Genomic DNA, 23,386 nt, shown 5'->3' with positions numbered 1-23,386 from the left:
TTATCTATTTAAGTATACCCAATTAGAAATCGGATCTAAATTATCTTGATTGAAATATATAATGTAATAGTAGGTTCCGGTTGGTACTTGTTCACTACCGTTAAAGTTTAAGTTTCCGTTTGAGAAACCATCCCACCACTGCGGATTAGTTCTACCTTGATTGGTATAGTCAAACACTTTATTACCCCAACGATTATAAATTTCCATTTTAAAGTCAGGGTATAAAAACCCTAAACCAGGTATTACAAATGTTTCATTGATATTATCTCCATTCGGAGAGAATCCTTCTGGGATGAAAATATCAATTGGATCTACAGAAGCGCTATCTTGATCATCTTCAGTAGGATCATTATTATCTGGGGTTGAATCAGGATCAAAATTAGATGTAACAATTTCTGCTGTATTTACATAGTCTTCAATTAATCCAATAACAGCCGTTATGTTTAAAAAAACAGAATCACCATTGGCAATATCTCCAATACTCCAAATACCGGTCGTAGAATCATAGTCACCATCGTCGGAAAGATAAATATATCCTTGCGGTAAAATATCTCTAACAGTTACATTAGAAGCATCCTCAGGACCATCATTTGTCACAGTTATTGTAAAAACCACATTTGTACCTCTATGTGGTCTTCCCCCTACAGGGTTATTATCTAAAATTTCAACTTCTTTCGAAAGACTCAAATCCGACACAGTTGGTGTTACAATTACAAAACCTGTTTCATCATCATCAGCTATACCATCTAAATAATCGTCATCATCAAAACTAGATGAAGGGTCACTATCTAAATCATGAACATCTGAAGCAGTAATTTCTGCTCTATTATTATATTCACCAGTAGGTAACACAGTTGCTGTTATTGTTAACGGAACTGACTGACCTGAATTAACAGTTAGTCCAACCCAATTAATAACGCTTCCATTGGGCGAACCACCATTACTTACATTTGTGATGTTTCCATATCCATTTGGAACAACATCTTGAACAGATACGCCTGTAGCTGTATCTGGTCCGTCATTTGTTAATGTTAATGTAAAAACTACAACGTCTCCAATATTTGGTGTTGAATTGTCTACAGTTTTTGTTAAGCTTAGATCAGCTCTCATCGGTACAACAATAACAAGGTTAGTTTCGTCATCATCTATACCGTCTGGTGTACCATCTAAACCATCATCTGTATCAAAGCTTAAAGACGGATCACTATCTGGGTCTACTTGATCTGAAGCTATTATTTCTGCTCTGTTATTATAATCGCCAGAAGCTAATACTGTAGCATTCACTGTTAATACAATATCATCTGAAGGGTTTACTCCAACTGGAATTGTCAAATTAGGCCATAAAACAGTATTTCCAGATGCAGATTGACCATTACTAATGTTTGTCAAATTACCATAACCATTCGGTATAACATCTCTTACAGTTACGCCTGTCGCAATATTAGGGCCTTCATTATGAATTGTAATTGTAAAGGTAATTTCATCACCAACATTTGGAGCTGAATCACTTACAGTTTTTGTTATACTTAAATCAGCTTGAGCACTGAGAGACAAACTCGTTAAACCAAACAGCACAATAAATATTGTAAGTTGTTTAGTTAAAAAGCTCATATGATTTTTAAGAGGAGTGTAGTTTTTTATCATATTTTCTTTCGTTCACAATTTATATCTATGACACACTATATAACAACTGAGTCACTGATTTTACTAATTATTTTATCAAATTATTTTCTTCTTTAAAGCTAAAGCTCTAAAAAGGGGCACTTTTTTAAAATAGTCGACAAATTTACAAATAAATTATAAAGACCAAATTAATAAAGCATTATTTGATAAATTAAAGAGAAATTCTGTTTTTAGAGAAAAAATCGATAAATATTAAAGAGCAGATAGACAGTAAACTAATAACAAATATCATTGATAAATTTAAACTAATTTTAAAATTAGTGAATAACGCCTGTAGACGATCTACATAAGGAGTCGTTTTATCTAGAATTGAAGGAGTTGAAGTAGGAGTAGTGTTATAAGATATATACATAACAACAATAGCAGATATAAGACCAATGATAAACCAAGATTTCTTACTAATTAAAGGTTGATATACCTTTTCGGAATTGCTCTCTATACCAGACAATATATTAGAAACAAAATCTACCGAGGGTTGCTCTATAGCATTATTTTTTAAAACAGTACTAAGATTAATATCTTCTAATAATTCTTCATTGGTAAGAATCGAAATATCTTTCATAATAGCATCTGTAAAATTTGCAGGCGCATTTTCTACAGGTAATTTTCTTAATAGTCTATCGATATGTTGATCCTTTTTTTTCATTATAAAAGTGTTTTCAATTCACCTTGCAATACAGTTTCTAATTCTTTATATAATTTTTTTCTTGCTCTAAATAATCGAACCTTTACATTTGTTTTTGAATAACCAGTAATATCTTTTATTTCATCTAATGTATTGCCGTTGATATAAAACAAAGTTATCAATAATGCATCTAATTCTGACAATTTATCAATTGCAGCTTTTACATAATGCTCTTGCTCTTCATACCTTAAATCATCAATTTGAGAATTAGAATTACCCGTTGTATAATTATCCGTTACATATTCATCTATATCGGTTACCTCTAATTTCTTTTTTCTAGTTTTAGAAATGGCTGTTCTGTAAACTATAGTATATAACCAAGTAGAAAACTTAGATTTCCCTTGAAACGTTCCCAATTGTTGAAATGCTTTTATAAAACTGTCTTGAGCAACCTCTTCTGCATCTTCAGCACTTCGTACTATTTTTATTGCTACAGTATAGGACATATCTTTATATTTTTCAACAAGATAGCTAAACGATGAAGTATCGCCAGATAATACTTTATCAATATAAATTTGGTCGTCGGTTGGTTTCATTTAATAGATAAGACTACTTCTAGGAGAAAGTGGTTACAGTTTATTAAAACTATTTTATAAAATAGTAGTTCAAACATTAAATTGAATGTTTAGTTGCACGAAGCATTTCTCTTTTACCAGGAGGTCCAGGCAGTCTTTCTACTAAAAACCCAACTTTTCGCATAGTTCTACGAACACTTCCCTTGGCAGAATATGTAACCAGAACTCCGTTAATCTTTAATGACTTAAACATTTTTTTAAAAATTTCTTCTGTCCACAATTCAGGTTGAACACGGGCTCCAAAAGCATCAAAGTAGATCAAATCAAACACATTTTCATCCTCAATATCATTAAAGAACTGCCGCCTCTTTGTTAAGGAAAATTTCTCAGAAAGTTGATGTGATTTATTCCACGAAAGTCTATGTATTTTACTGAAAATTTCGGCTTCATTAAAAGCATCTAATTTAGAAGTATAGTTTAGTTTATTTATTTCTCCATCCTTAACTGGATAGGCTTCAACACCACAATAATTAATTTCTATCTTATGCTTTTTGGCCTCTAAATAAGTAATAAAACTGTTTAATCCTGTACCAAAACCAATCTCTAAAATTGCTATGCAATCTCTATTTATAAATTGCTGAAATCCATTCTTAATAAACACATGATAGGCTTCTTGAATAGCGCCATGTTTAGAATGATATTGCTCATCCCACTCTGGTAAGTGAATTGTAGTTGAACCGTCAGCAGTGATTAATATTTCGCGTTTCAAGAGACATTATTCTTTAAGGAGAACTCCGTTTGCTTCAAAAGCATATGTAAATTCTGGCTCTATTATGGCTGCAATTTCTTCATCTGACTTTCCACCATCTTTGGCATAATGCCTTAGCTGATCTACAGAAATCTTTGTTATGTAAGCTTTACCTTCAACAATTACATCTCTACTATTAATATTTTTAGGAACAAAAAAACCATAGTCTTTAAAACGAACCATAGATTCTTTTTCATTACCTAGATTAAGCTTCATCCAGCATCCTTTTTTAACGCAAACCTCATTAACAGTAGAAGCAAATTTTAAATTAAGTGTATCTCCTTCGCTAAGAGTATCAAATTTTTCTACCATTTCTGCTTTGGTGAGCACATCTTCTTTATCAATTTTATCTCCGAATGATATATAAGAAGCTTCGTTTATTTTTGCTTCTTTATTTTCTTTACACCCTACAATTAAAAAAGTCAGACAGGTTAATAATAAAAAGTATCTCATAATCATTTTTTATATTACAAAAATACTAATAATGAGCATTATACCTCAACTAAAAAACACTTTATAAGTAAGTTTTTTTACTTTTTAACGTTTACTTAATTGTAATTCAAAACTATTTTACACAAAAAAGGCTTTTTAGTTATAATTAGTAACTAAAACTAGTTAACCCTTGAATAAGGTCTTAAATTTTGTACTTTTGCACCGTAAAAATTTACCCTAATGAGTGTACAAATTTCATCAAATGTTGATATTCAAAAAGTTATAAATTCTAAAATCTCTCAAGTAGATTTTAATAATTTACAATTCGGTAGAATCTTTACCGACCATATGTTTGTTTGTGATTATAAAGATGGAAAATGGCAACGCCCAAAAGTTATGCCTTATGGACCTTTAAGCATTGAGCCCTCAGCTCGTGTTTTCCATTACGGACAAGCAGTTTTTGAAGGCATGAAAGCTTATAAGGATGATAATGATGAAATATGGCTTTTTAGACCAGAAGATAACTTTAACAGGATTAACAAGTCTTCTGAAAGAATGGCTATTCCTGAATTTCCAAAAGAATATTTCTTCGAAGGATTAACAACCTTATTACAATTAGATAAAGATTGGGTAAAGAAAGGAATAGGTAATGCGTTATATGTACGCCCTTTTGTTATTGCTTCTGAGCATGCTGTTGCAGCTTCTAGATCTGAAGAATATAAATTTATGATCATTTGTTCGCCAGTACAGGCTTATTATGATAAACCTGTCAAAGTACTATTTGCACAAAAATATAGTAGAGCTGCTGATGGAGGTGTTGGCTATGCAAAAGCTGCTGGAAATTATGCTGCACAATTTTACCCAACTAAATTAGCCCAAGAAAAAGGGTTTCAACAAGTAGTATGGACGGATGCAAATACTCATGAATATTTAGAAGAAGCTGGAACAATGAATGTCTTTTTTAGAATTGGAGACAAGCTATTAACGGCACCGACTAATGACAGAATATTAGATGGTATTACACGTAAAAGTATAATACAATTAGCACAAGATCATAATATAGATGTAGAAGTTAGACCAGTAGCAGTAGCAGAAATTAAAGAAGCAGCAAAAAAAGGTACTTTAAAAGAAATGTTTGGAGCAGGTACGGCAGCAGTAATTACGCAAATATCAGCTTTTAGCCATGATGATGAAGAGTATGAAATAAATACCCAAGAAGATTCTTATGCAGTTAGCTTTAAAGAAAAACTGATGAACATTCAATACAATGCTTCTGATGATCCTTACGGGTGGAGGTATAAAGTATAAAACAAGAATAAAAAAAGGAACTCGATGAGTTCCTTTTTTTATTCTAGAATTTCAGCAATATTTGGCTTAAAGTAATTAGGTCCCTTCATAACCTTACCATCTTCCCTATAAATTGGTTTGCCATCGGCGCCTAATTTACTCATATTACTACGTTGAATTTCATTAAAAACCTCTTCGATCTTATCTTGCATACCGTGTTCTATAATTGTTCCACACAATATATACAACATATCACCTAGAGCATCGGCAACCTCAACCAAGTCATTATTTTTAGCCGCTTCTAAATATTCTCTATTTTCTTCGTCCATTAAATCGAATCGTAGTTGCATTTTCTGGTTAGAGAGTCTGGCCACAGGTTCTGTTTGATACCCTATATTGTAGGCTTTATGAAACTCTTTTACTGCATTAATTTTATCTTTCATTCTTTAACTTAAAAATATTTCATTAATAATTTTGTTGGAACAAATTTGAGCATAAAAGCAACAAATGCCCAACGTTTTGTTATATACGCTTTTTTCTTTTTCTTTTTTATTGCAGTATAAATCTGATTTGTGGCTTTATCTAAAGGAGCCATCCAAAAAGTTTCTCCTTTAATGATATCAGTATCTACATAACCTGGTAAAATATTAGTAACATCAATCTTTGCCTTTTTGGTTCTCTTAGCTTTCATATATAAAGACTCCATATAGCTAGACTGAAATGCTTTTGATGCATGATAAGCAGCTACTTGTCTATTCCCTCTTAATGACGCTACAGAGGTAATACCAACTAAATGTCCGTAACCTTGTGCTGCAAAATAATTGTATGACTGTTGATATATTTTTGTTGCTCCAAGAACATTTGTTTCTAAAGTAGGCAAATCGCGACTCCAATCAAGATTGAAATTTGGCTGCATAATTCCTGAGTTATGAACTATAAGGTCTACTTTATCAAAAAAAGAAGGAAGCTCTTCAAAAAATGTGTTGGTATCATTCACATCGGTCACATCGTGTTGTCGAACTTTATATTGATTCGGATTTTCAGCCTTAATTTCTTCTAATCGTTCTAATCTTCTGCCAGTAATCAAAACATTATAACCATCATTTACTAATAATTTTGACAGCTCTTTACCGATACCTGAAGTAGCTCCAAAGACAATTGCATTCTTATTCATATGGAATATTTAATACACAAAAAAACGTATTTTTGTCGACATAAAAGAATCTCAATGCAATTTAGTACAGGACAGAAAATTTTTGCACTTTTATTTATTATAGCTTTTGCAGTAGGTATTGTTTGGAGTTATCGAAAAGACATCAAACTTCATAAAACATATTATAAAAAAGTATGGCTGGTTGCTTTAGGTATTATCCTAACAATATTAGCTTTTAAATATCTAGCTTACTATTTACACGAATAGCTATTTCTTAAACTTAAGAACTTCTGAGCGCCCTTTTTTAAAGATTTTGTTACTGTTATGTTTTCCTTTACGAAGTGCTTTTTGTTCTTCAAAAGGAAGATTATAAACTTCTTGACAATCTGGCGAGCAACATCCTTGCATTTTTTCTTTACAAGAATCACATTGAATGAATAATAAGTGACATGCTTCGTTTTCGCAATTTACATGAGTGTCACATTTTTCACCACATTGATGACAATTAGCAATCACGTCAGCCGAAATTCGTTCACCTCTTCTATGATCAAATACAAAGTTTTTACCTACAAATTTATTTTCTAAATCTTCAGTTTTAACTTGTCGAACGTATTCTATAATACCTCCTTCTAACTGATAAACATTCTTAAATCCTTTATGTTTGTAGTAAGCACTCGCCTTTTCACAACGTATACCGCCAGTACAATACATCAATAGATTTTTATCTTCTTTACTATCTTTTAAATCTTCTTCTATTATATCTAACGAATCACGAAAAGTATCTACATCTGGAGTAATTGCCCCTTTAAAATGACCTATTTCACTTTCATAATGATTGCGCATATCAACACAAATAGTATTTGGGTCTTCTAGTAGTTGATTAAATTCCTTCGCCTTTAAATGAACCCCTTTATTTGTTACATCAAAAGTTTTATCGTTTAAACCATCGGCTACAATTTTATGCCGTACCTTCACTTTTAGTTTTAAGAAAGACATGTTATCTTGTTCAATTGCAATATTCAAACGAATGTCCTTTAAAAATGGAATACTATCTAAATGTTCTTTAAATAATTTAAAATTTTCTGCTGGTACAGATAATTGTCCATTAATTCCTTCATGGGCAACATAAATTCTACCAAGAACATCTAACTCATTCCAAGTAACAAATAAATGATTTCTAAATAATTGAGGGTTGCCAATTTTGGCATATTGATAGAAAGATAAGGTTAATCGTTGCTGACCAGCTTCTTTGATTAACGCAGCTCTTTCTTTCGCACTTAGTGTATTGTACAGTTGCATGCTATACTAATTTTAAGATTAAAAGAATGTTATAATTTGCGGCAAAAATAATAATTTTGATTCAAATTAAACTTAAGCCATTTTTTAGGCGTTTGTACATATGTAATCTTAGCCTTTTTTATGACCTTTGTATTGAAATTAGTAAACTATAAATTATGAGAGTAGCTGTAGTTGGTGCTACCGGAATGGTAGGTAATGTAATGTTAAAAACATTACAGGGGCGTAATTTCCCTGTAACCGAGTTAATTCCCGTTGCATCGGAAAGATCTGTTGGGAAAAAGGTGACTTATAAAAATTCTGAATATTCAGTTGTGGGCTTAAAAACTGCTGTAGAGATGCAACCAGATATCGCATTGTTCTCTGCAGGAGGAAATACTTCTTTAGAGTGGGCACCAAAATTCGCAGAAGTCGGCACCATAGTAATTGATAATTCTTCGGCATGGAGAATGGATACCTCTAAAAAATTAGTGGTTCCTGAAATTAATGCTTCCCAGCTAACCGAGGATGATTTAATTATTGCAAATCCAAATTGTTCTACAATACAAATGGTTGTTGCGTTAGCACCTTTGCATAAAAAATATGGCATTAAACGCCTTGTAATTTCTACTTATCAATCTATTACTGGAACTGGTGTAAAAGCTGTTCAACAATTAGAAAATGAATATAATGGTGAAAAAGGTGATATGGCTTATCATTATCCAATACATAGAAATGCCATTCCACATTGTGATGTTTTTGAAAGCAACGGTTATACAAAAGAAGAATTAAAACTTGTTAGAGAAACTCAAAAAATCTTAGATGATAGATCCATTGCTATAACAGCCACGGCTGTTAGGATTCCTGTAGTTGGCGGACATAGTGAAAGTGTGAACATTGAATTTGAAAATGATTTCGACGAATCAGAAATACGCCAAATATTAAGTGAAACTGACGGTATAACTGTTCAAGATAATATTGATACTAATACATATCCTATGCCAATCTATGCAGAAGGAAAAGATGATGTTTTTGTGGGTAGAATTCGTAGAGATTTATCTCAACCTAAAACGTTGAATATGTGGATTGTTTCAGACAATCTACGTAAGGGAGCTGCTACTAACGCGATACAAATTGCAGAATATTTAGTAGAAAATAACCTAATCTCAAATAAAGTTGTTTCCTAAAAATAATTAAGAATATAAGAAAGTATGAATTATAATTCAGGCTTTTTTACTTTTAATACTTCTTCAATTATTCTTTCTAACTCTTGTTTGGGCAAAGCTCCATTAGCCATTTGTGGTTGTTCTCCTGCTTGACAAAATAACATAGAAGGTATACTTCTAATCGCAAATGCAGCCGACAACTCCTGCTCTACTTCTGTATCAACTTTATAAATATTGATTTTACCTTCGTATTCTTCACTCAATTGCTCTAAAACTGGAGCGATCATTTTACAAGGCCCACACCAATCAGCATAAAAATCAACAATACATGGAATATCCCCTTCAAACTTCCACTCTTTACTCTCATTATAATTAAAAACTTTTTCTAAAAAAGTTTCTTTGGTCAATAATTCAGTCATATAAATTTTTCTTTTGTTCCTATTGGTACGAAGATATGCTTAAAAATTACAAAACCTGATTATCACATATAATAGTTAAAATTCAGTTATTCATTTATAATAAGGTAATTTGAAGTTTCTTTTTTAGTAGTTTTGTGCAACTTCAAAACAAAACTAGCTTACTCATGAAAAAAATTCTTTTTTTATTAATTACTACACTAATTATAATTTCCTGTAAAACAGAACAAAAAACTGAAGAACAAGTTGCAATGACTTATCCAGAAACTAAAAAAGTTGATACTATAGATACTTACTTTGGAACAAATGTAAAAGACCCTTACCGTTGGTTAGAAGATGACATGTCTGATGAAACTGCAGAATGGGTACAAGAGCAAAATAAGGCTACCTTCGGTTATTTAGATAAGATTCCTTATCGCGAAGAGCTAAAAAATCGTCTTGAAAAATTAATTAATTACGAAAGATATACCGCTCCTGTAAAAGAAGGTGATTACACTTATTTTAGAAAAAACGATGGATTACAAAATCAATCAGTAGTTTATAGACAAAAAGACGGTGAAGATCCTGAGGTTTTCTTAGATCCAAATACGTTTTCTGAAGATGGCACTACTTCTTTAGGTACATTATCTTTTTCTAAAGATGGAAGTATTGCTGCTTATTCTATTTCGGAAGGAGGTAGCGATTGGAGAAAAATAATAGTAATGAATGCTTTAAATAAAGAAATTAAAGAAGATACTATTATAGATGTTAAATTTAGTGGCATCTCTTGGAAAGGTAATGATGGTTTCTTTTATTCTAGTTATGATAAACCAAAAGGAAGTGAATTATCCGCAAAAACAGATCAACATAAATTATATTACCACAAACTAGGTACCAAACAAAAAGATGATCAATTAATTTTTGGTGGAATTCCACAAGAAAAACACAGGTATATTTTTGGAGGTGTTACAGAAGACGATCGCTATTTAATTATTAGTGGAGCAAATTCTACATCAGGTAATGATCTTTATATTAAAGATTTATCGAAACCGGATAGTAAATTAATAACTCTTGTTGACAACTTTGATAGTGACTATACAGTTGTTGATAATGATGGTAGCACTTTATTTATATTAACCAATTTAAATGCCCCTAATCAACGATTAATTAAAGTAGACGTTAATAATCCAGCTTCTGATAACTGGAAAGATTTAATACCTGAAACCGAAAATGTACTTAATATAAGTACTGGCAGCGGATTTCTTTTTGCAAGATATATGAAAGATGCTGTTTCTAAAGTATTACAATACGACTATAATGGTAAACTAATCAGAGAAGTTGAATTACCTGGTATCGGTACAGCTGGTGGGTTTAATGCTAAAAAAGATGCTAAAGAGGTATACTTTAATTTTAGTAATTATACAACCCCTTCTACTATTTACAATTTAAACCCTAAAGATGGAAGCTCTACAGTATTTAAAAAACCCGTGATGGACTTTAATAGTGATGACTTCGAGTCTAAACAAGTATTCTATACTTCTAAAGACGGGACTAAAGTGCCGATGGTAATTACCTATAAAAAAGGTTTAGAATTAAATGGTAAAAACCCAACTATTTTATATGGTTATGGAGGGTTTAATATTAGCCTAACCCCAAGATTTAGAACAACAAGTGTTGTTTGGATGGAGCAAGGTGGTATATATGCAGTTGCTAATTTAAGAGGAGGAGGTGAGTATGGCAAAGCATGGCACAAAGCCGGTACGCAACTACAAAAGCAAAATGTATTCGATGATTTTATAGCGGCAGCAGAATACTTAATAGCCGAAAATTATACATCTTCAGATTATTTGGCAATTAGCGGTGGTTCAAATGGAGGATTGCTTGTAGGCGCTACTATGACACAACGACCAGAATTAATCAAGGTGGCATTGCCTGCTGTGGGTGTATTAGATATGTTGCGCTATCACACATTTACTGCTGGTGCAGGATGGGCATATGACTATGGAACGTCTGAACAAAGTAAAGAGATGTTTGAGTATATTAAAGGCTACTCACCTGTACATAACGTTAAAGAAGGTGTACAATACCCGGCTACATTGGTTACTACAGGTGATCATGATGATCGTGTAGTACCAGCACACAGTTTTAAATTCGCTGCTGAATTACAAGATAAACAATCTGGCGGTAACCCAACTTTAATTCGTATTGAAACGAACGCTGGTCATGGCGCTGGAACACCTATTAGTAAAACTATCGAACAAGCTGCTGATGTCTTTGGTTTTACACTTTACAATATGGGAGTTAAAGAATTAAAATCTAAGTATAAGGATTAATTAAGACCGTAAACTTTTTAAAAAAACCGCTTGAAATTCAAGCGGTTTTTTTGTGTTATTTTTGCCGCTTATGCTCAAGGTTCAAAACATATCTTTTGGCTATCTACAACAGAAAGTAATTGATGATATTTCTTTTTCAATTAAGAAAGGTGAAAATCTTGCTATTGTAGGTGAAAGTGGTTCCGGTAAAACTACGTTGCTTAAGTTACTTTATGGAGAATATAATCTAGATAATGGTTTTATTAATTGGAATGGTAAAAAAATATTAGGCCCAAAATTCAACCTCATCACGGGTCCCGATTTTATGAAGCATGTAGCCCAGGAGTTTGACCTAATGCCCTACACTTCTGTAGAAACCAATATCGGCGATTTTCTTTCAAATCTATATCCTGAAAAAAAGCAACAAAGAGTAGATGAACTTATAGAGACAGTTGAATTACAGGAAGTAGCTAAAACACATGTTCGATATTTAAGTGGTGGACAAAAACAACGTGTTGCGATTGCTAAAGCATTAGCCAAAGAGCCAGAGATATTACTATTGGATGAACCTTTTAGCCATATTGATAATTTAAAAAGGCAATCGTTACGACGTAGTCTATTTAAATTTCTTAAAGAAAAGAATATTACTTGCATTGTTGCTACTCATGATAAAAATGATGTACTCAGTTTTGCTGACTCGATGATAGTTTTAGATAAAGGAAAAACCATTGCACACAGCTCACCACAAGAGCTTTATAACAATCCTAAGAACAAACTAATTGCTTCTTTCTTTGATGAGTTTAATGAGTTTCAACTTTCAGATATAAGTAACACCAAAAATGAAAAAACTATTTTAATATACCCTCATGAAATTGAAATAGTGGATTCATCTTCATTTAATGCTTCTATTGTAAAAAATTATTTTCAAGGGAGTTATTTTTTAGTTGAAGCCAATTTTAAAGGTACCACTATTTTTATAAAAAGCCTTGTTAAGTTAGATAGAGAAATATCCTTTAAAATTTCAGAAGAGCTAATAGATCTTAGAGTTAAAGAATTTCTTTAATCTCAATTTTCTTATTAAAAGTTATTGTATCACCTACACTTTTTCCTAATAACTGTTTGCCAATAGGAGAACTAGCAGAAACTGCATAATAACTTATGTCGCTTATTCTTATCTCACCTGCACTAATTGACAAGAAATAATTAGCACTATCTGTTATAATAAGACTTCCGATAGTGATAATTTCAGAAGTTTTTAGAATATCTAATCGTTGTAGAATAGCTCTCATTTTATGAACCACCTCTATCTGCTGACCAGCTTTTTCCATTTCTAATTGTAACATCGCCCTACCAGTTTCATGCTTATCACCTACACTACTTTTTGTCTCAGAATTTAAAGCTTCTTGATGTGATTTTATAGTTTTATTAATACTATCCTCTTTGTCCTTAACAAAAGCCATACACCTCTGATATAATTGTTCTTTTAAAGATGTTTTCATGAACTACCCTTTAAATAATGAAGCATAAATTTTTCCTACAAGGGCATTACCTAAGGGAAAATACAATGCAAAGAATAAAGCCATTCCTAAACTAAAGTTCCTTACATTAAACAATTGATCTAAAATATTATTAGGGTAGGCATAAGAACTTTGCAAAGCATAACCTCCGAATTCTAACAATCCCATAGCAATCAATCCATAAGCATATTGCATATGAAACGGCAACCCCTTTAATAGTAAGGATATTGGAATCATATACAATCCATAAACAGTAAACACTTGCCACCAATGAGTAAATCGAGCAATTTGGGCACTAGCACCTACTTTGTCCATTATAAACCCTGCACAAATATAAATTATGATATACGTTAGAATAAGCTTCTTATCAACGTTTAATTTATTCCTAACATAGGTGAAAAAATCTTGCATAAAATCTTAATTTAAGATAGCATAAGCGCCATAATTGCCATGATGTGATAGAGATAATGACATATCTAAATCAACATTATTTTTATAAACTTTAGGTATGCCAATTGTGTTCTTTTTAATCTCTAAAATATTTAGCGACATATGTTTAATCTTTGAAATTTTCTTAAGTGCTTCCTTATAAATATTGGTCTTTTGTGTTTTAAATTCACTGGCTAAACCAAAGTGATTGGCAAAAAAAGTGTCATTTCTAATTGAAACTGCTACTGTGTGAATATAACTTTCAGAAACCTCAGATTTTGTACTAAACTCTTGATCTTTTATTTTAACCATTCCTTGTTTATCACTCTTTAATAAACAGACTATTTTCTTTGGATTAAAAAAACGTTTTGAATTCTTTTGAAGATATGCCTTATAGGCACTCTCTTTCATGCTCCATAAAAGCCATACCGCTTGAAAAGGATTTCTTGAATTTAAGATATACTTCTTCTCGGAATTTAAAAAAATCTTATCCAAAAAACCTTTTCGTTGCCAATTGCTTTCGGTAGCTGCAATTTTAAGATCTACAATATCATTGCCTATCATTTTGCATTTAATTTTGCTGTAATGATATCCATAGCTGATTTTACATTTAGCATTTGCTCCATAGATTCATTATCAATCTCTATATCAAACTCATCTTCAACATCTAAAACTACATCTACTAAATTTGCAGAGTTAATTTTTAAATCATTTATAAAATCTGTTTCTTCGGTTAAATTTTCAAAAGCTTCTTCATTTTGTATGTAAGGTTTTACAATCTTTCTTAACGAGGTAATTAGTTCTTCTTTTGTCATTTATTAGTATTTAATTTTGAGGCTCCTTCTAAGCAGGAGTATATTTTTTATATATAACACAGGTATTTACATCACCAAACCCAAAACTAGCCTTCGCAATGATGTTTAACTCTTTATCAATAGCTTCATTAAAAATTTTATCTGTATCGATTAGCTGTTCTATTTTAGGGTGAATATCTTCACAATTAATAGACGGAAATATAAATCCTTCTTTCAATTGAATAATAGCTGCCACACTTTCTATTGATCCTGCAGCAGCCAAGCAATGCCCTATCATTGATTTTAAAGATTGAATATGTGGAAAATTTTTCCCTTCTCGCCCTAACACTACAGCCCAGTTTTTAATTTCTTCAGGGTCTTTCGAGGTAGCTGTTAAATGACCATTGATAAGGTCAATATCATTTGTATGTATATTAGAGTTTATTATGGCATCTTTTAAGCAACGTTGTACTGCAACGGTATTTGGTGCTGTCATTGTACCTCCATTTCTTTGCCCACCAGAATTTGCCGCACCACCTAAAACCTCAGCATAAATAATTGCACCTCTTTCTTGAGCACTATCTAAAGATTCTAGTACTAATGCTCCAGCTCCACTGCCAGGTACAAATCCAGATGCCGATGCACTCATAGGTCTTGAGCCTTTTTCTGGCTCATTATTATGTTTATAATTCATTACTCGCATAGCATCAAAAGCACCCCAAACATAAGGTCCACCTCCATTACAACTGCCCACAAGCATTCGATTTGCTTTACCAGATTGAATACGCTCAAAACCCATTAATATAGCTTCAGTACCTGTAGCACAAGCCGAAGAATTTGTAGTGACTTGATTCCCTAGACCTAAGATTCCACCTAAATATGCACTAACACCACTAGCCATAGTTTGCGCGACAGTAGTACTACCCAATCGCTTTACTTTTCCAGCATCCAATTTATAAACAGATTCTCTAAATTTATCGACACCAGATGTTCCAGCACCAAAGACCATTCCGCTATCAAAATCTACATCCTCATTAATAGTTAAACCGGCATCTTTCCAAGCATCTATTCCTGCTATGCACCCATAAAGTATATCTGGAGCATTAAAATTACGTAGTTGTAATTCTGAAAAATAGCATCGTTTTAAATCTTCTGAAACTTCCGGAATACCACCTATGCAACAAGAAAAATTAAGGGCTTTAAGGTTTTGATAAAATTGAATTCCCGACCTCCCTTCTTTGATAGCTTTAGTAAAAACCTCTTTACCAACTCCGTTTGGAGCTACAACACCTAACCCTGTAATTACAACTCTGTTCATATTAAAATTTGATCATTCCTGCTATAATCCCTCTACAAACTAATTCTTCTTTTTCATTAAAAAGTTGCACTTTGCATTTTAACTTATTGAACCTGAAATATTCTTTTTCGGAAACCACATAAACTCTTTCATTAGGATATACGGGCAAATAAAAATCAACTGTATTCGATGTTAAAGCAATTTTAGGAAAACCTGATTCAACTATATAATCTCTTAGTAAATATATACCTAAACAAACCACACCTATCTGAGCCATCGTTTCTGTTAAAATCACACCAGGCGTTATTGGATTATTTTTAAAATGACCCTCAAAGAAATAAGCATCTTCTTTAAAAGTATAGTTTCCTTTTACACCTTCTTCTGAAACCTCTTGCAATTTATCTACAAACAAAAAGGGTTCTTGATATGGTAATACTGCTATGATTTCTTCTTTTTTCATATTAGCTTATGTGTTCCCCTCCATCTACAGGAATTATACTTCCATTAATCCAAGATGCCTCATCTTTACATAATAAGTATACAGCGTTTGCAACATCTTCAGGCTGAGTCAATCGCTTAAACGGATTACGCAACAATGAATGTTTTTTTATTTGATCATTTCCTGGAATAGCTCTTAATGAAGAAGTATCAGTTACTCCTGCTTGAATACAATTTGCTCTAATTCCGTAAGCCGCAAACTCTAAAGCGATGTTTCTTGTAATAGCTTCCAGTGCTGTTTTAGCTGCTGAGATCGCCGCATAATTAGGCCAGGCTTTAGAATTGCCCTCACTTGTAAAACTGACAATTCTAGCATCTGGCGCAAATATATTTTGATCGAATAATGTCTTAGTCCAATCGTATAAGCTAATTGCCATTGTTTCTAAGGTCAGGTGAAAATCATCATTTTTTAGATTCGGTTTTGTGCTGGAAATCATAGGCTTTAAATTTCCTTTAGCCACACTATGCACCAACATTCGAATTCTACCTTGATTACCAAGTTTAGTACTTAATTGATCAATAATCTTATCTCTTGTTTCTTGTTTAAATGCATCTTCATTAAAAGACAATAACTCAACACCTTCTTTTTTAATTTTAGAAAATTCATTTTCAATTTGTGATAATTGTGACCTTCGATCACGATGAATTACACAGATGTTCATACCATGCCTTGCCAATTTTTTGGCAGTAGCTAAACCTAGTCCACTTGAGCCTCCTAGAATAATAGTCCAATAATTTTTATCTTGAAATTCTTTTACCATTCTATTAATATTCTTTGTGCTGAGAAGCCTGGCCCAAAACTCAACATTAAGCCTTTATCACCTTTAGGCAAATTCTTATCTAAAAATCGTTCTAAGACATATAAAATTGTAGCACTAGACATGTTTCCGTACAAACGTAACACTTCTTTAGTATCTTCAATACTTTTTCCTAAAGAACCAAAAAGATCATCAACAGTTTGCACAATTTTTTTTCCTCCTGGGTGAAAAATTAGATGATCTACATCCTCAATAGTGCAATTGTTTTGTTCTAAAAATGGATGCACAATCTTAGGAAAATGTTCTGCAATCGTTTCTGGTACTGACTGATCGAGTATCATTTGCAATCCCGAATCTACTAAATCAAACCCCATCATATGCTCCGCATCATAAAAATGATACATTGCTTCATTTATTAGCTCCGGACCTTCATCATCATCGCATGAAGATAAAATCACACTCGCTGCTCCATCACCAAAAATAGCTGCGCTCACAATATTGACCATTGAAAAATCTTCAACCTGAAACGTTGCCATTGGTGATTCAATAGCTACCACTACAGCCCTTTTACTAGGGTTTGCTTTTAAAAAATTTTTAGCATAAATCATACCTGAAATCCCTGCAGCACATCCCATTTCCGTTACTGGCAATCGAATAATATCTTGTTTCATTTTTAACTTATTTATTAAATAAGCATCTAACGAAGGAATCATGATACCAGTACAGCTCACGGTAATAATATAATCTATATCCGTTGCTAATAACTCTGCTTTTTCGAGTGCTTTTTTTAAAGAAGACTCAGCCAATTTTATTGATTCTCTTTTATAAATAGCATTCTTTTCGGCAAAAGAACTGTTTAGAAAAACATCTTCGGCGTCCAACATTGAATAGCGTCTATCAACACCTGCATTTTCAAATATCTTCAGTGCTTTACGCTGAAAGCGCTCTTCCTGACCGGATAACCAAACTTTCACATAGGGTAATATCTCTCCAGTACTTTTGTTGTATTGAGGTAATTGTTTGGCTACGGAAAGTATTTTTACGCTCATATTACTTCTCAATGATCCATTGATAACGAAAAGCCCATTTCCAACGAATACTACTTTTACAATTTATTTTTTTTGCTAAATATTCTAATTCTTTTCTTTTAAACCCTCTTAAAATAGACACCAATCCATCATGTTGAACCATCGAATTATTAATAAAAAAACTCACTATCTTAAAAAGATTGTAAGCAAGTTTATGGCGATGGAGGTCGTTTATAATCACACCTATACTTGCCTTGTTCTTTATTCTTTGCACGAGACTAATAATTTCTTCTTCTTTAAAATGGTGTACAAATAATGTGGCTAAAGCTACATCATATTCTAATTTTTCAAATTCTTTACTGAAAACATCAAACTGTTCATAGCGTATATTTTCATAGCTCTGCGACTGCTCTCTTGCATAATCTATTGTGAATTGATTAGCATCAACCCCTATTAAATTAAACTTACAATTCGTTTTTCTTCCATAATTGGCAATTTCTCGTAACATATCTCCGTTACCGCACCCTAAATCAACAATGATCAATTCTTTGTCTTTCGATTGGGATTTAATAAGCTTTTTGAATCCACTTAAAGTTACGTTATTTCCCCCTAATCGTTTATTGATAAGTGCAATTTTATCAAGAGTATCTCGTAATAAATCACCTTGCATTTTCAGGTCATCCATTAGTTCCACCTGATTACTTCTATAGGTTGTGTCTACAAATAAACTCATACAAAGGCTAAAGGTTTACCATGTGTTCTCGCTATTATTTTGGGTAAAATTGTTGGTGTCAAACTTATACCAGATAATATAATTTTTGAAAAAGAATTCCATCGAAACAGACTAGCCAACACTCTACCTGTTCTCAGTCTTGATTTAAACTCCTTTTCCCATGCCTTTTGATACCTAGTTTCTAACTCTTTTCTCGATGTAATTTTTCTTGAAAAGAAATCAAAAACAAGTTTAGAAAGTAATTGCGAACTTTGAATAGCCATACTCATACCATTACCACAAAGCGGATGAATCATACCGGCACTGTCGCCACACATTAAGATGTGATTTTCAATTAGTTTTTTATTAGAAAAGTTTACCTGGCTAATTGTTAAAGGTTGCTCAAAAACTGAACTTGAATTTTCAAAAAACTCTAGTAAGTATGGATTTTGACATAATACTTCTTTTTGAAATTCGTCTATATTCTTGTACTTCTTAAACGAATTATAATCAGCTATATAACAAACATTTACATGATCATTTTCCACCTTTGAAAGCCCACAATAACCTCCTTTGAAGTTATGTAATGCCACCAGATTTTCATCGAAATTAGCTTTGTAATGAGCTTTTACTGCCAAATAAGGTGAATTTTTGTTAATAAATGCTCTACTTAATTTTTTGTCAATATTTGTCCGTTTTCCATATGCTCCAACTACTATTTTAGCCTTGTGAATCTTTCCACTTTTAGTTGTCACTTCAAAGGCATCATTATAAAACTGTATATCTAAAACAGTATCATTTATAACTAAAGTGCCATTTTCTTTTGACTTTTTCACTAGAGCATTGTCAAAAGTGTATCGGCTAAGACTAAATCCGCCTAAGGTTAAATCACATTCTATGCTTTTTCCCTGTTGGGTACTTAACAAAAGCTTATTGATTCTTTTTGCGTCATAATCATAAGGGTTAAGATCTAAAGTATCTAAAAAAGGCAGCACTTCGTTAGACACATACTCACCACATACCTTATGCTTTGGAAAATTATTTTTCTCTATAAGAAGCACATTTAATCCTTTTTTGGAAAGAGCTATTGCTAAACATAGTCCTGCTAAACCGGCACCAATAATTACGATGTCTCTACTCATATTTTATTTACTGTAAATTGTACTTGGGCTTTTACTTTATCAGATAAAATCCAACTCCTTCCTCCTACACCATAGGTTTTTCTACTTAAAGTAAAATTTGAGGTCACTTCTATATTTTCTCCCTTATTGTTAACCATCAAGGGAATTTGTATTGTTTCGCTGGTTTTTTTAATCTTGAGCTTCCCATGAAGGACATAATTAAATTCCGATTTCTTTTCAATTTTAGTGGATGAGAACTCGATAACTGGATAATTTGCTGTATCAAAATAATCATCTTCAAGTAAGTGCTTGTCCCTTTTCTTAATTCCTGTATCAACAGAATTAACTTGTATTAAAACCTTAATAAAACTATTTTCAAGGTCGTTAGGTTTAAAATTTCCGGTTATTGAGTTTTCAGAAAAAGTGCCTTTAGCATACGTGCCTATATTTTTGATCTTAAAATTTACAGTACCATGCTCTATATTTTTTTGTTGTGCAAACAAAGAGGTAGAAATTAAGATAAAATAAATGAAGAAAGCAGATCGCATGAATTCTAGTTTTTCAGTTTTGACGTTTTGTATTAGTATTCATTTCAGTTACGGATTTATCTTTTTTGATTATTAAAAATTAAGATGGTTACATTTCTTATAAAAGTTCAGCTAATTCTTTACCAATAGTACTGCCAATTGCCACACCCATTCCACCTAAGCGAACACCACAAAAAACATTATTTTGTAGTTGTTTTATAATTGCTTTCTTTTGATTACCAATTCCCATAATACCGCTCCAAGAAGTATCTATTTCAAAATCAACCGAAGGTAATATTGTTGTCTTTAGGAACTTTTCTAATTTATCTTGAACCAACTTAGTTTGTCCAAGTTCAGTTGTTTCTTCTGTCTTAAAGTCAAGGTTTCTACCTCCACCAAATAGAATTCTTTCATCAATATTTCTGAAATAATAATAGCCTTTATCCAAATGGAATGTACCTTTTATATGTAAATTTTTTATCGGTTTGGTAATTAGAACTTGTGCCCTTGCTGGTTGCGCATCTTCATTGATCAATTGTTTTGCAAATCCGTTAGTTGTTATAAAAAGCTTGCTTGTTTTAAACTCAAGTTCATTTGTTTTTATATTAACTCCATTCGCTGTATCTTCAAACGACTTTACAGTTATATTATTTAAAATTTTTACACCTTGTACCTGTACTTTTTTTAGTAAAGCTTCCATCATTTTGCCAGTGTCTAACTGACCTTCAAAAGTATTGTAAGACAACTCATTGAAAATATTTTGGAATTTGAAAATATTTTTTTTGAATGAAAAAACATCCTTTTTAAAAATTGGTTTTAGCAATTGATTTATATCATTTTGTTTTGAATTACACTCTTCAAATAAGTACTGATCAGAAAACAATTCATAACCTCCTAGCTGCTGATAATCAATAATAATATCTCCCAAATTTCTACGTAAAAGCTGTAATCCGTTCCAACGTTTTTGAACCAATTCAAAAGCCTCTTGTTCTGAATGTGATTTAAGATCGTCAATAATTTCAGATAAACTACCAAAACAGGCAAAGCCAGCATTTTTAGTACTAGCTCCTTGAGGTAGCGTGCCCTTCTCTAAGATTAGAATAGTTGCTTTAGGGTGCATCTCTTTTAAATATAAAGCACAATTTAAACCCACTATACCACTGCCAACGATAGTGAAATCAACATTTGAAAACCAAGATTTTTGTTCCCAATAACTCAAATTCATGTTTTAAAGATAACTGATTTTTTAGCCGCAAAAATGTTATTTTAGAGCAAAATTATTTCTAATGAATAAAAATCGATGTACTTGGTGTGGTGAAGATCCATTATATATTGAATATCATGACAAAGAATGGGGTGTTCCTGTATATGACGATGATACCTTATTTGAATTTTTGATTTTAGAGACTTTTCAAGCAGGTTTAAGTTGGATTACCATACTTAGAAAGCGAGAAAACTTCCGAAAAGCATTTGATAATTTTGATTATAAAAAGATTGCTCAATACGGTGAAGAAAAATATGAGGAACTATTACAAGATGCAGGTATTATTAGAAATAAACTAAAAATAAAAGCAACAATAAGTAATGCTCAAATGTTTATGAAAGTTCAAGAAGAATTTGGTTCGTTCTCAAAATACATTTGGGGTTTTACTAATGGAAAACCTATAAAAAACAAATTCAAATCAATGAAAGAAGTTCCTGCTACCACTGAACTATCCGATCAATTATCAAAAGATTTAAAAAAGCGAGGTTTTAAATTTGTTGGGTCAACAGTTATTTATGCACATATACAGGCTACGGGTATGGTGAATGACCATACAACTGATTGCTTTCGATATAATGAAATATAAAAACCCGAATTTTAAATTCGGGTTTTTTAATTATTTTACTGGAATGTAAATTTCTGTTTCCCAATCTGCTGGGTTCGGTTTTGTCATCGGGTCATTCTTATAAACTTCTAAAGCTGGTTGACCGTGAACTTCTTCAAGATTGTTATCAGTTATATATTTAGTCGCTGTTTCCCAAGCTTCTTTAAGGTTAGCATAATCTCCTTTTAAGGTAGTTTTAATTGCCTTAAAAGATTTTAGCATTCCTGTCTGCAGACCACTAGCCGCATCTGTAATCACTCTATCGGCAACCGGAACTGCACAAGAAAAGATAACAGCATTATTTTCTGGGTCATATTTATGATATAAAGTAAATGGTGACCCTGCCATTTTAATATTATTTTTCTGAGCATATGCCCCAACTATAGGCATCATTTCACTCATTTTTATGGGCAATTCATCTATTTTACACGCAGTGGTATTATATAAATAATAACCTCCACCGTGTGTTGTCTCACCATTTACATTTACACTATATTTTTTTAAATCTAACTGAATTACACTATCAAGTTTTGCCAAACCAGATTCATAATCTTTGCCAACATAATCATCCATTTTAGAAGCCATATATCGCATCATAAAAGGCATTTCGCCCTTCATGCCCCAAGTTACTTCTGTTCCACCGCCTTCAGCAGGTTTAAATGCCCAGTAAATATCTGATTCAGATTCCCATGGTTTAGTAAACTTAATTTTTTGATCAATAGATTCATTAGCCTTACTTTCAACTGTTTCTATACTACCAGCGCCTACCTCGTCATTTTCACTTTCCCAAGAATAATTGGCACCATTACCAGATGTAACATCTCCAAATATTAATTTTGTATTAGGGTCTTTCCATAACCAAGGAGACCAACTTTGCCATGTTTTATAATCGTTTACTTTATTAAATACTACCTCTATGGGAGCTTTAATCACTTTAGAACGTTGTACATCATAGTTGCCATCAAGGGTAGCCAAATAAATAGCCGCACCAATAACTACTATTAATACCAATAGCAATAAATATTTTAGAATTTTCATTTTAGAGAATTTAGAGTTATAGTAATTATCACAAATATAAAGAATTAAGTCAATTTTTAATTAAATTTGGCACTCATTAAATTAAAAT

Annotated in this window: 28 protein-coding genes; 6 read left to right on the top strand and 22 right to left on the bottom strand. The window is 32.2% G+C overall.

All coding sequences use genetic code 11. The annotated features are described in order from the left end of the window. The 5 genes from AC1EUV_RS13155 to AC1EUV_RS13135 all read right to left on the bottom strand — a co-directional run bounded on the left by AC1EUV_RS13155 (position 1) and on the right by AC1EUV_RS13135 (position 4,144). The gene (locus AC1EUV_RS13155; RefSeq protein WP_480199183.1) at positions 1 to 1,611 is read right to left on the bottom strand and encodes a T9SS type B sorting domain-containing protein; all 1,611 of its coding nucleotides are present in this window, start codon (positions 1,609 to 1,611) and stop codon (positions 1 to 3) included. Between the two features lie 223 nt (positions 1,612 to 1,834). Beyond that, positions 1,835 to 2,329, bottom strand: a complete 495-nt coding sequence (locus tag AC1EUV_RS13150; protein ID WP_480199182.1) for a hypothetical protein — start codon at positions 2,327 to 2,329, stop codon at positions 1,835 to 1,837. Next, a complete protein-coding gene (locus tag AC1EUV_RS13145; RefSeq protein ID WP_480199181.1) occupies positions 2,329 to 2,904 on the bottom strand; it encodes an RNA polymerase sigma factor in 576 nt (191 codons plus the stop codon). Before AC1EUV_RS13145 ends, AC1EUV_RS13150 begins: the two co-directional genes overlap by 1 nt. Positions 2,905 to 2,980: 76 nt before the next feature. Next, the gene (gene mnmC2, locus AC1EUV_RS13140) at positions 2,981 to 3,652 is read right to left on the bottom strand and encodes a tRNA (5-methylaminomethyl-2-thiouridine)(34)-methyltransferase MnmC2 (protein WP_480199180.1); all 672 of its coding nucleotides are present in this window, start codon (positions 3,650 to 3,652) and stop codon (positions 2,981 to 2,983) included. Positions 3,653 to 3,658: 6 nt separating this feature from the next. After that, positions 3,659 to 4,144, bottom strand: a complete 486-nt coding sequence (locus tag AC1EUV_RS13135) for a DUF4920 domain-containing protein (RefSeq protein WP_480199179.1) — start codon at positions 4,142 to 4,144, stop codon at positions 3,659 to 3,661. 219 nt (positions 4,145 to 4,363) lie between these two features. Between AC1EUV_RS13135 and AC1EUV_RS13130 the strand changes: the two genes are divergently transcribed. Next, positions 4,364 to 5,431, top strand: a complete 1,068-nt coding sequence (locus tag AC1EUV_RS13130; protein WP_480199178.1) for a branched-chain amino acid aminotransferase — start codon at positions 4,364 to 4,366, stop codon at positions 5,429 to 5,431. 38 nt (positions 5,432 to 5,469) lie between these two features. Here AC1EUV_RS13130 and AC1EUV_RS13125 read toward each other — a convergent pair whose 3' ends face one another. Together AC1EUV_RS13125 and AC1EUV_RS13120 are read right to left on the bottom strand one after the other, a co-directional pair. Beyond that, on the bottom strand, positions 5,470 to 5,853 hold the full coding sequence (locus tag AC1EUV_RS13125; RefSeq protein ID WP_480199177.1) for a pyrophosphohydrolase domain-containing protein: 384 nt from the start codon (positions 5,851 to 5,853) through the stop codon (positions 5,470 to 5,472). Positions 5,854 to 5,861: 8 nt separating this feature from the next. Then, complete coding sequence (locus AC1EUV_RS13120; RefSeq protein ID WP_480199176.1) at positions 5,862 to 6,584, bottom strand: SDR family NAD(P)-dependent oxidoreductase; 723 nt, start codon at positions 6,582 to 6,584, stop codon at positions 5,862 to 5,864. A gap of 54 nt (positions 6,585 to 6,638) precedes the next feature. Here AC1EUV_RS13120 and AC1EUV_RS13115 point away from each other — a divergent pair, with 54 nt between their 5' ends. Next, positions 6,639 to 6,830 (top strand): hypothetical protein, encoded by a 192-nt coding sequence (locus tag AC1EUV_RS13115; protein ID WP_480199175.1) that lies wholly within the window; start codon positions 6,639 to 6,641, stop codon positions 6,828 to 6,830. Here AC1EUV_RS13115 and trhO read toward each other — a convergent pair whose 3' ends face one another. Continuing rightward, positions 6,831 to 7,862: an oxygen-dependent tRNA uridine(34) hydroxylase TrhO gene (gene trhO, locus AC1EUV_RS13110; RefSeq protein ID WP_480199174.1), complete on the bottom strand. Its 1,032-nt coding sequence runs from the start codon at positions 7,860 to 7,862 to the stop codon at positions 6,831 to 6,833. A 155-nt stretch (positions 7,863 to 8,017) separates the two neighbouring features. Between trhO and AC1EUV_RS13105 the strand changes: the two genes are divergently transcribed. Beyond that, positions 8,018 to 9,025 (top strand): aspartate-semialdehyde dehydrogenase, encoded by a 1,008-nt coding sequence (locus AC1EUV_RS13105; RefSeq protein WP_480199173.1) that lies wholly within the window; start codon positions 8,018 to 8,020, stop codon positions 9,023 to 9,025. 29 nt (positions 9,026 to 9,054) lie between these two features. Here the strand turns inward: AC1EUV_RS13105 and trxA are convergent, their stop codons facing one another. After that, positions 9,055 to 9,423 (bottom strand): thioredoxin, encoded by a 369-nt coding sequence (gene trxA, locus AC1EUV_RS13100; protein WP_480199172.1) that lies wholly within the window; start codon positions 9,421 to 9,423, stop codon positions 9,055 to 9,057. A gap of 164 nt (positions 9,424 to 9,587) precedes the next feature. Here trxA and AC1EUV_RS13095 point away from each other — a divergent pair, with 164 nt between their 5' ends. Next, entirely contained in the window at positions 9,588 to 11,732 is a 2,145-nt protein-coding gene (locus AC1EUV_RS13095) for a prolyl oligopeptidase family serine peptidase (protein ID WP_480199171.1), read from the top strand. 70 nt (positions 11,733 to 11,802) lie between these two features. After that, positions 11,803 to 12,774, top strand: a complete 972-nt coding sequence (locus AC1EUV_RS13090; protein WP_480199170.1) for an ABC transporter ATP-binding protein — start codon at positions 11,803 to 11,805, stop codon at positions 12,772 to 12,774. Here AC1EUV_RS13090 and AC1EUV_RS13085 read toward each other — a convergent pair. The 12 genes from AC1EUV_RS13085 to AC1EUV_RS13030 all read right to left on the bottom strand — a co-directional run bounded on the left by AC1EUV_RS13085 (position 12,758) and on the right by AC1EUV_RS13030 (position 21,617). Continuing rightward, positions 12,758 to 13,210, bottom strand: coding sequence for a GreA/GreB family elongation factor (locus AC1EUV_RS13085; RefSeq protein WP_480199169.1), 453 nt, complete (start codon positions 13,208 to 13,210; stop codon positions 12,758 to 12,760). The two genes, AC1EUV_RS13090 and AC1EUV_RS13085, sit on opposite strands and share 17 nt — an antisense overlap. Before the next feature lie 3 nt (positions 13,211 to 13,213). Beyond that, positions 13,214 to 13,639, bottom strand: a complete 426-nt coding sequence (locus tag AC1EUV_RS13080; protein WP_480199168.1) for a hypothetical protein — start codon at positions 13,637 to 13,639, stop codon at positions 13,214 to 13,216. 6 nt (positions 13,640 to 13,645) lie between these two features. Next, the gene (locus AC1EUV_RS13075; RefSeq protein WP_480199167.1) at positions 13,646 to 14,221 is read right to left on the bottom strand and encodes a 4'-phosphopantetheinyl transferase family protein; all 576 of its coding nucleotides are present in this window, start codon (positions 14,219 to 14,221) and stop codon (positions 13,646 to 13,648) included. Beyond that, on the bottom strand, positions 14,218 to 14,472 hold the full coding sequence (locus AC1EUV_RS13070) for an acyl carrier protein (protein WP_480199166.1): 255 nt from the start codon (positions 14,470 to 14,472) through the stop codon (positions 14,218 to 14,220). The genes AC1EUV_RS13075 and AC1EUV_RS13070 overlap by 4 nt, the downstream gene beginning before the upstream one ends. 28 nt (positions 14,473 to 14,500) lie before the next feature. Beyond that, positions 14,501 to 15,769, bottom strand: a complete 1,269-nt coding sequence (locus tag AC1EUV_RS13065) for a beta-ketoacyl-[acyl-carrier-protein] synthase family protein (RefSeq protein ID WP_480199165.1) — start codon at positions 15,767 to 15,769, stop codon at positions 14,501 to 14,503. A gap of 1 nt (position 15,770) precedes the next feature. Beyond that, on the bottom strand, positions 15,771 to 16,208 hold the full coding sequence (locus tag AC1EUV_RS13060) for a 3-hydroxyacyl-ACP dehydratase FabZ family protein (protein WP_480199164.1): 438 nt from the start codon (positions 16,206 to 16,208) through the stop codon (positions 15,771 to 15,773). 1 nt (position 16,209) lies between these two features. Continuing rightward, positions 16,210 to 17,007: an enoyl-ACP reductase FabI gene (locus AC1EUV_RS13055; RefSeq protein ID WP_480199163.1), complete on the bottom strand. Its 798-nt coding sequence runs from the start codon at positions 17,005 to 17,007 to the stop codon at positions 16,210 to 16,212. Further along, positions 17,001 to 18,053, bottom strand: a complete 1,053-nt coding sequence (locus AC1EUV_RS13050) for a type III polyketide synthase (protein ID WP_480199162.1) — start codon at positions 18,051 to 18,053, stop codon at positions 17,001 to 17,003. The genes AC1EUV_RS13055 and AC1EUV_RS13050 overlap by 7 nt, the downstream gene beginning before the upstream one ends. 1 nt (position 18,054) lies before the next feature. Further along, entirely contained in the window at positions 18,055 to 18,765 is a 711-nt protein-coding gene (locus AC1EUV_RS13045; protein ID WP_480199161.1) for a methyltransferase domain-containing protein, read from the bottom strand. Further along, on the bottom strand, positions 18,762 to 19,886 hold the full coding sequence (locus tag AC1EUV_RS13040; RefSeq protein ID WP_480199160.1) for an NAD(P)/FAD-dependent oxidoreductase: 1,125 nt from the start codon (positions 19,884 to 19,886) through the stop codon (positions 18,762 to 18,764). The genes AC1EUV_RS13045 and AC1EUV_RS13040 overlap by 4 nt, the downstream gene beginning before the upstream one ends. Then, positions 19,883 to 20,413 (bottom strand): YceI family protein, encoded by a 531-nt coding sequence (locus AC1EUV_RS13035; protein WP_480199159.1) that lies wholly within the window; start codon positions 20,411 to 20,413, stop codon positions 19,883 to 19,885. The genes AC1EUV_RS13040 and AC1EUV_RS13035 overlap by 4 nt, the downstream gene beginning before the upstream one ends. 97 nt (positions 20,414 to 20,510) lie before the next feature. Next, positions 20,511 to 21,617 (bottom strand): NAD(P)/FAD-dependent oxidoreductase, encoded by a 1,107-nt coding sequence (locus AC1EUV_RS13030; RefSeq protein WP_480199158.1) that lies wholly within the window; start codon positions 21,615 to 21,617, stop codon positions 20,511 to 20,513. 61 nt (positions 21,618 to 21,678) lie between these two features. Between AC1EUV_RS13030 and AC1EUV_RS13025 the strand changes: the two genes are divergently transcribed. Then, positions 21,679 to 22,242 (top strand): DNA-3-methyladenine glycosylase I, encoded by a 564-nt coding sequence (locus tag AC1EUV_RS13025; RefSeq protein WP_480199157.1) that lies wholly within the window; start codon positions 21,679 to 21,681, stop codon positions 22,240 to 22,242. Between the two features lie 30 nt (positions 22,243 to 22,272). Here the strand turns inward: AC1EUV_RS13025 and AC1EUV_RS13020 are convergent, their stop codons facing one another. Next, a complete protein-coding gene (locus AC1EUV_RS13020) occupies positions 22,273 to 23,298 on the bottom strand; it encodes an SRPBCC family protein (protein ID WP_480199156.1) in 1,026 nt (341 codons plus the stop codon). Positions 23,299 to 23,386 lie beyond the last annotated feature (88 nt).

The sequence above is a fragment of the Maritimimonas sp. 2304DJ26-3 genome, from assembly GCF_056591635.1.
This window is presented reverse-complemented; position numbering and strand designations above follow the sequence as displayed.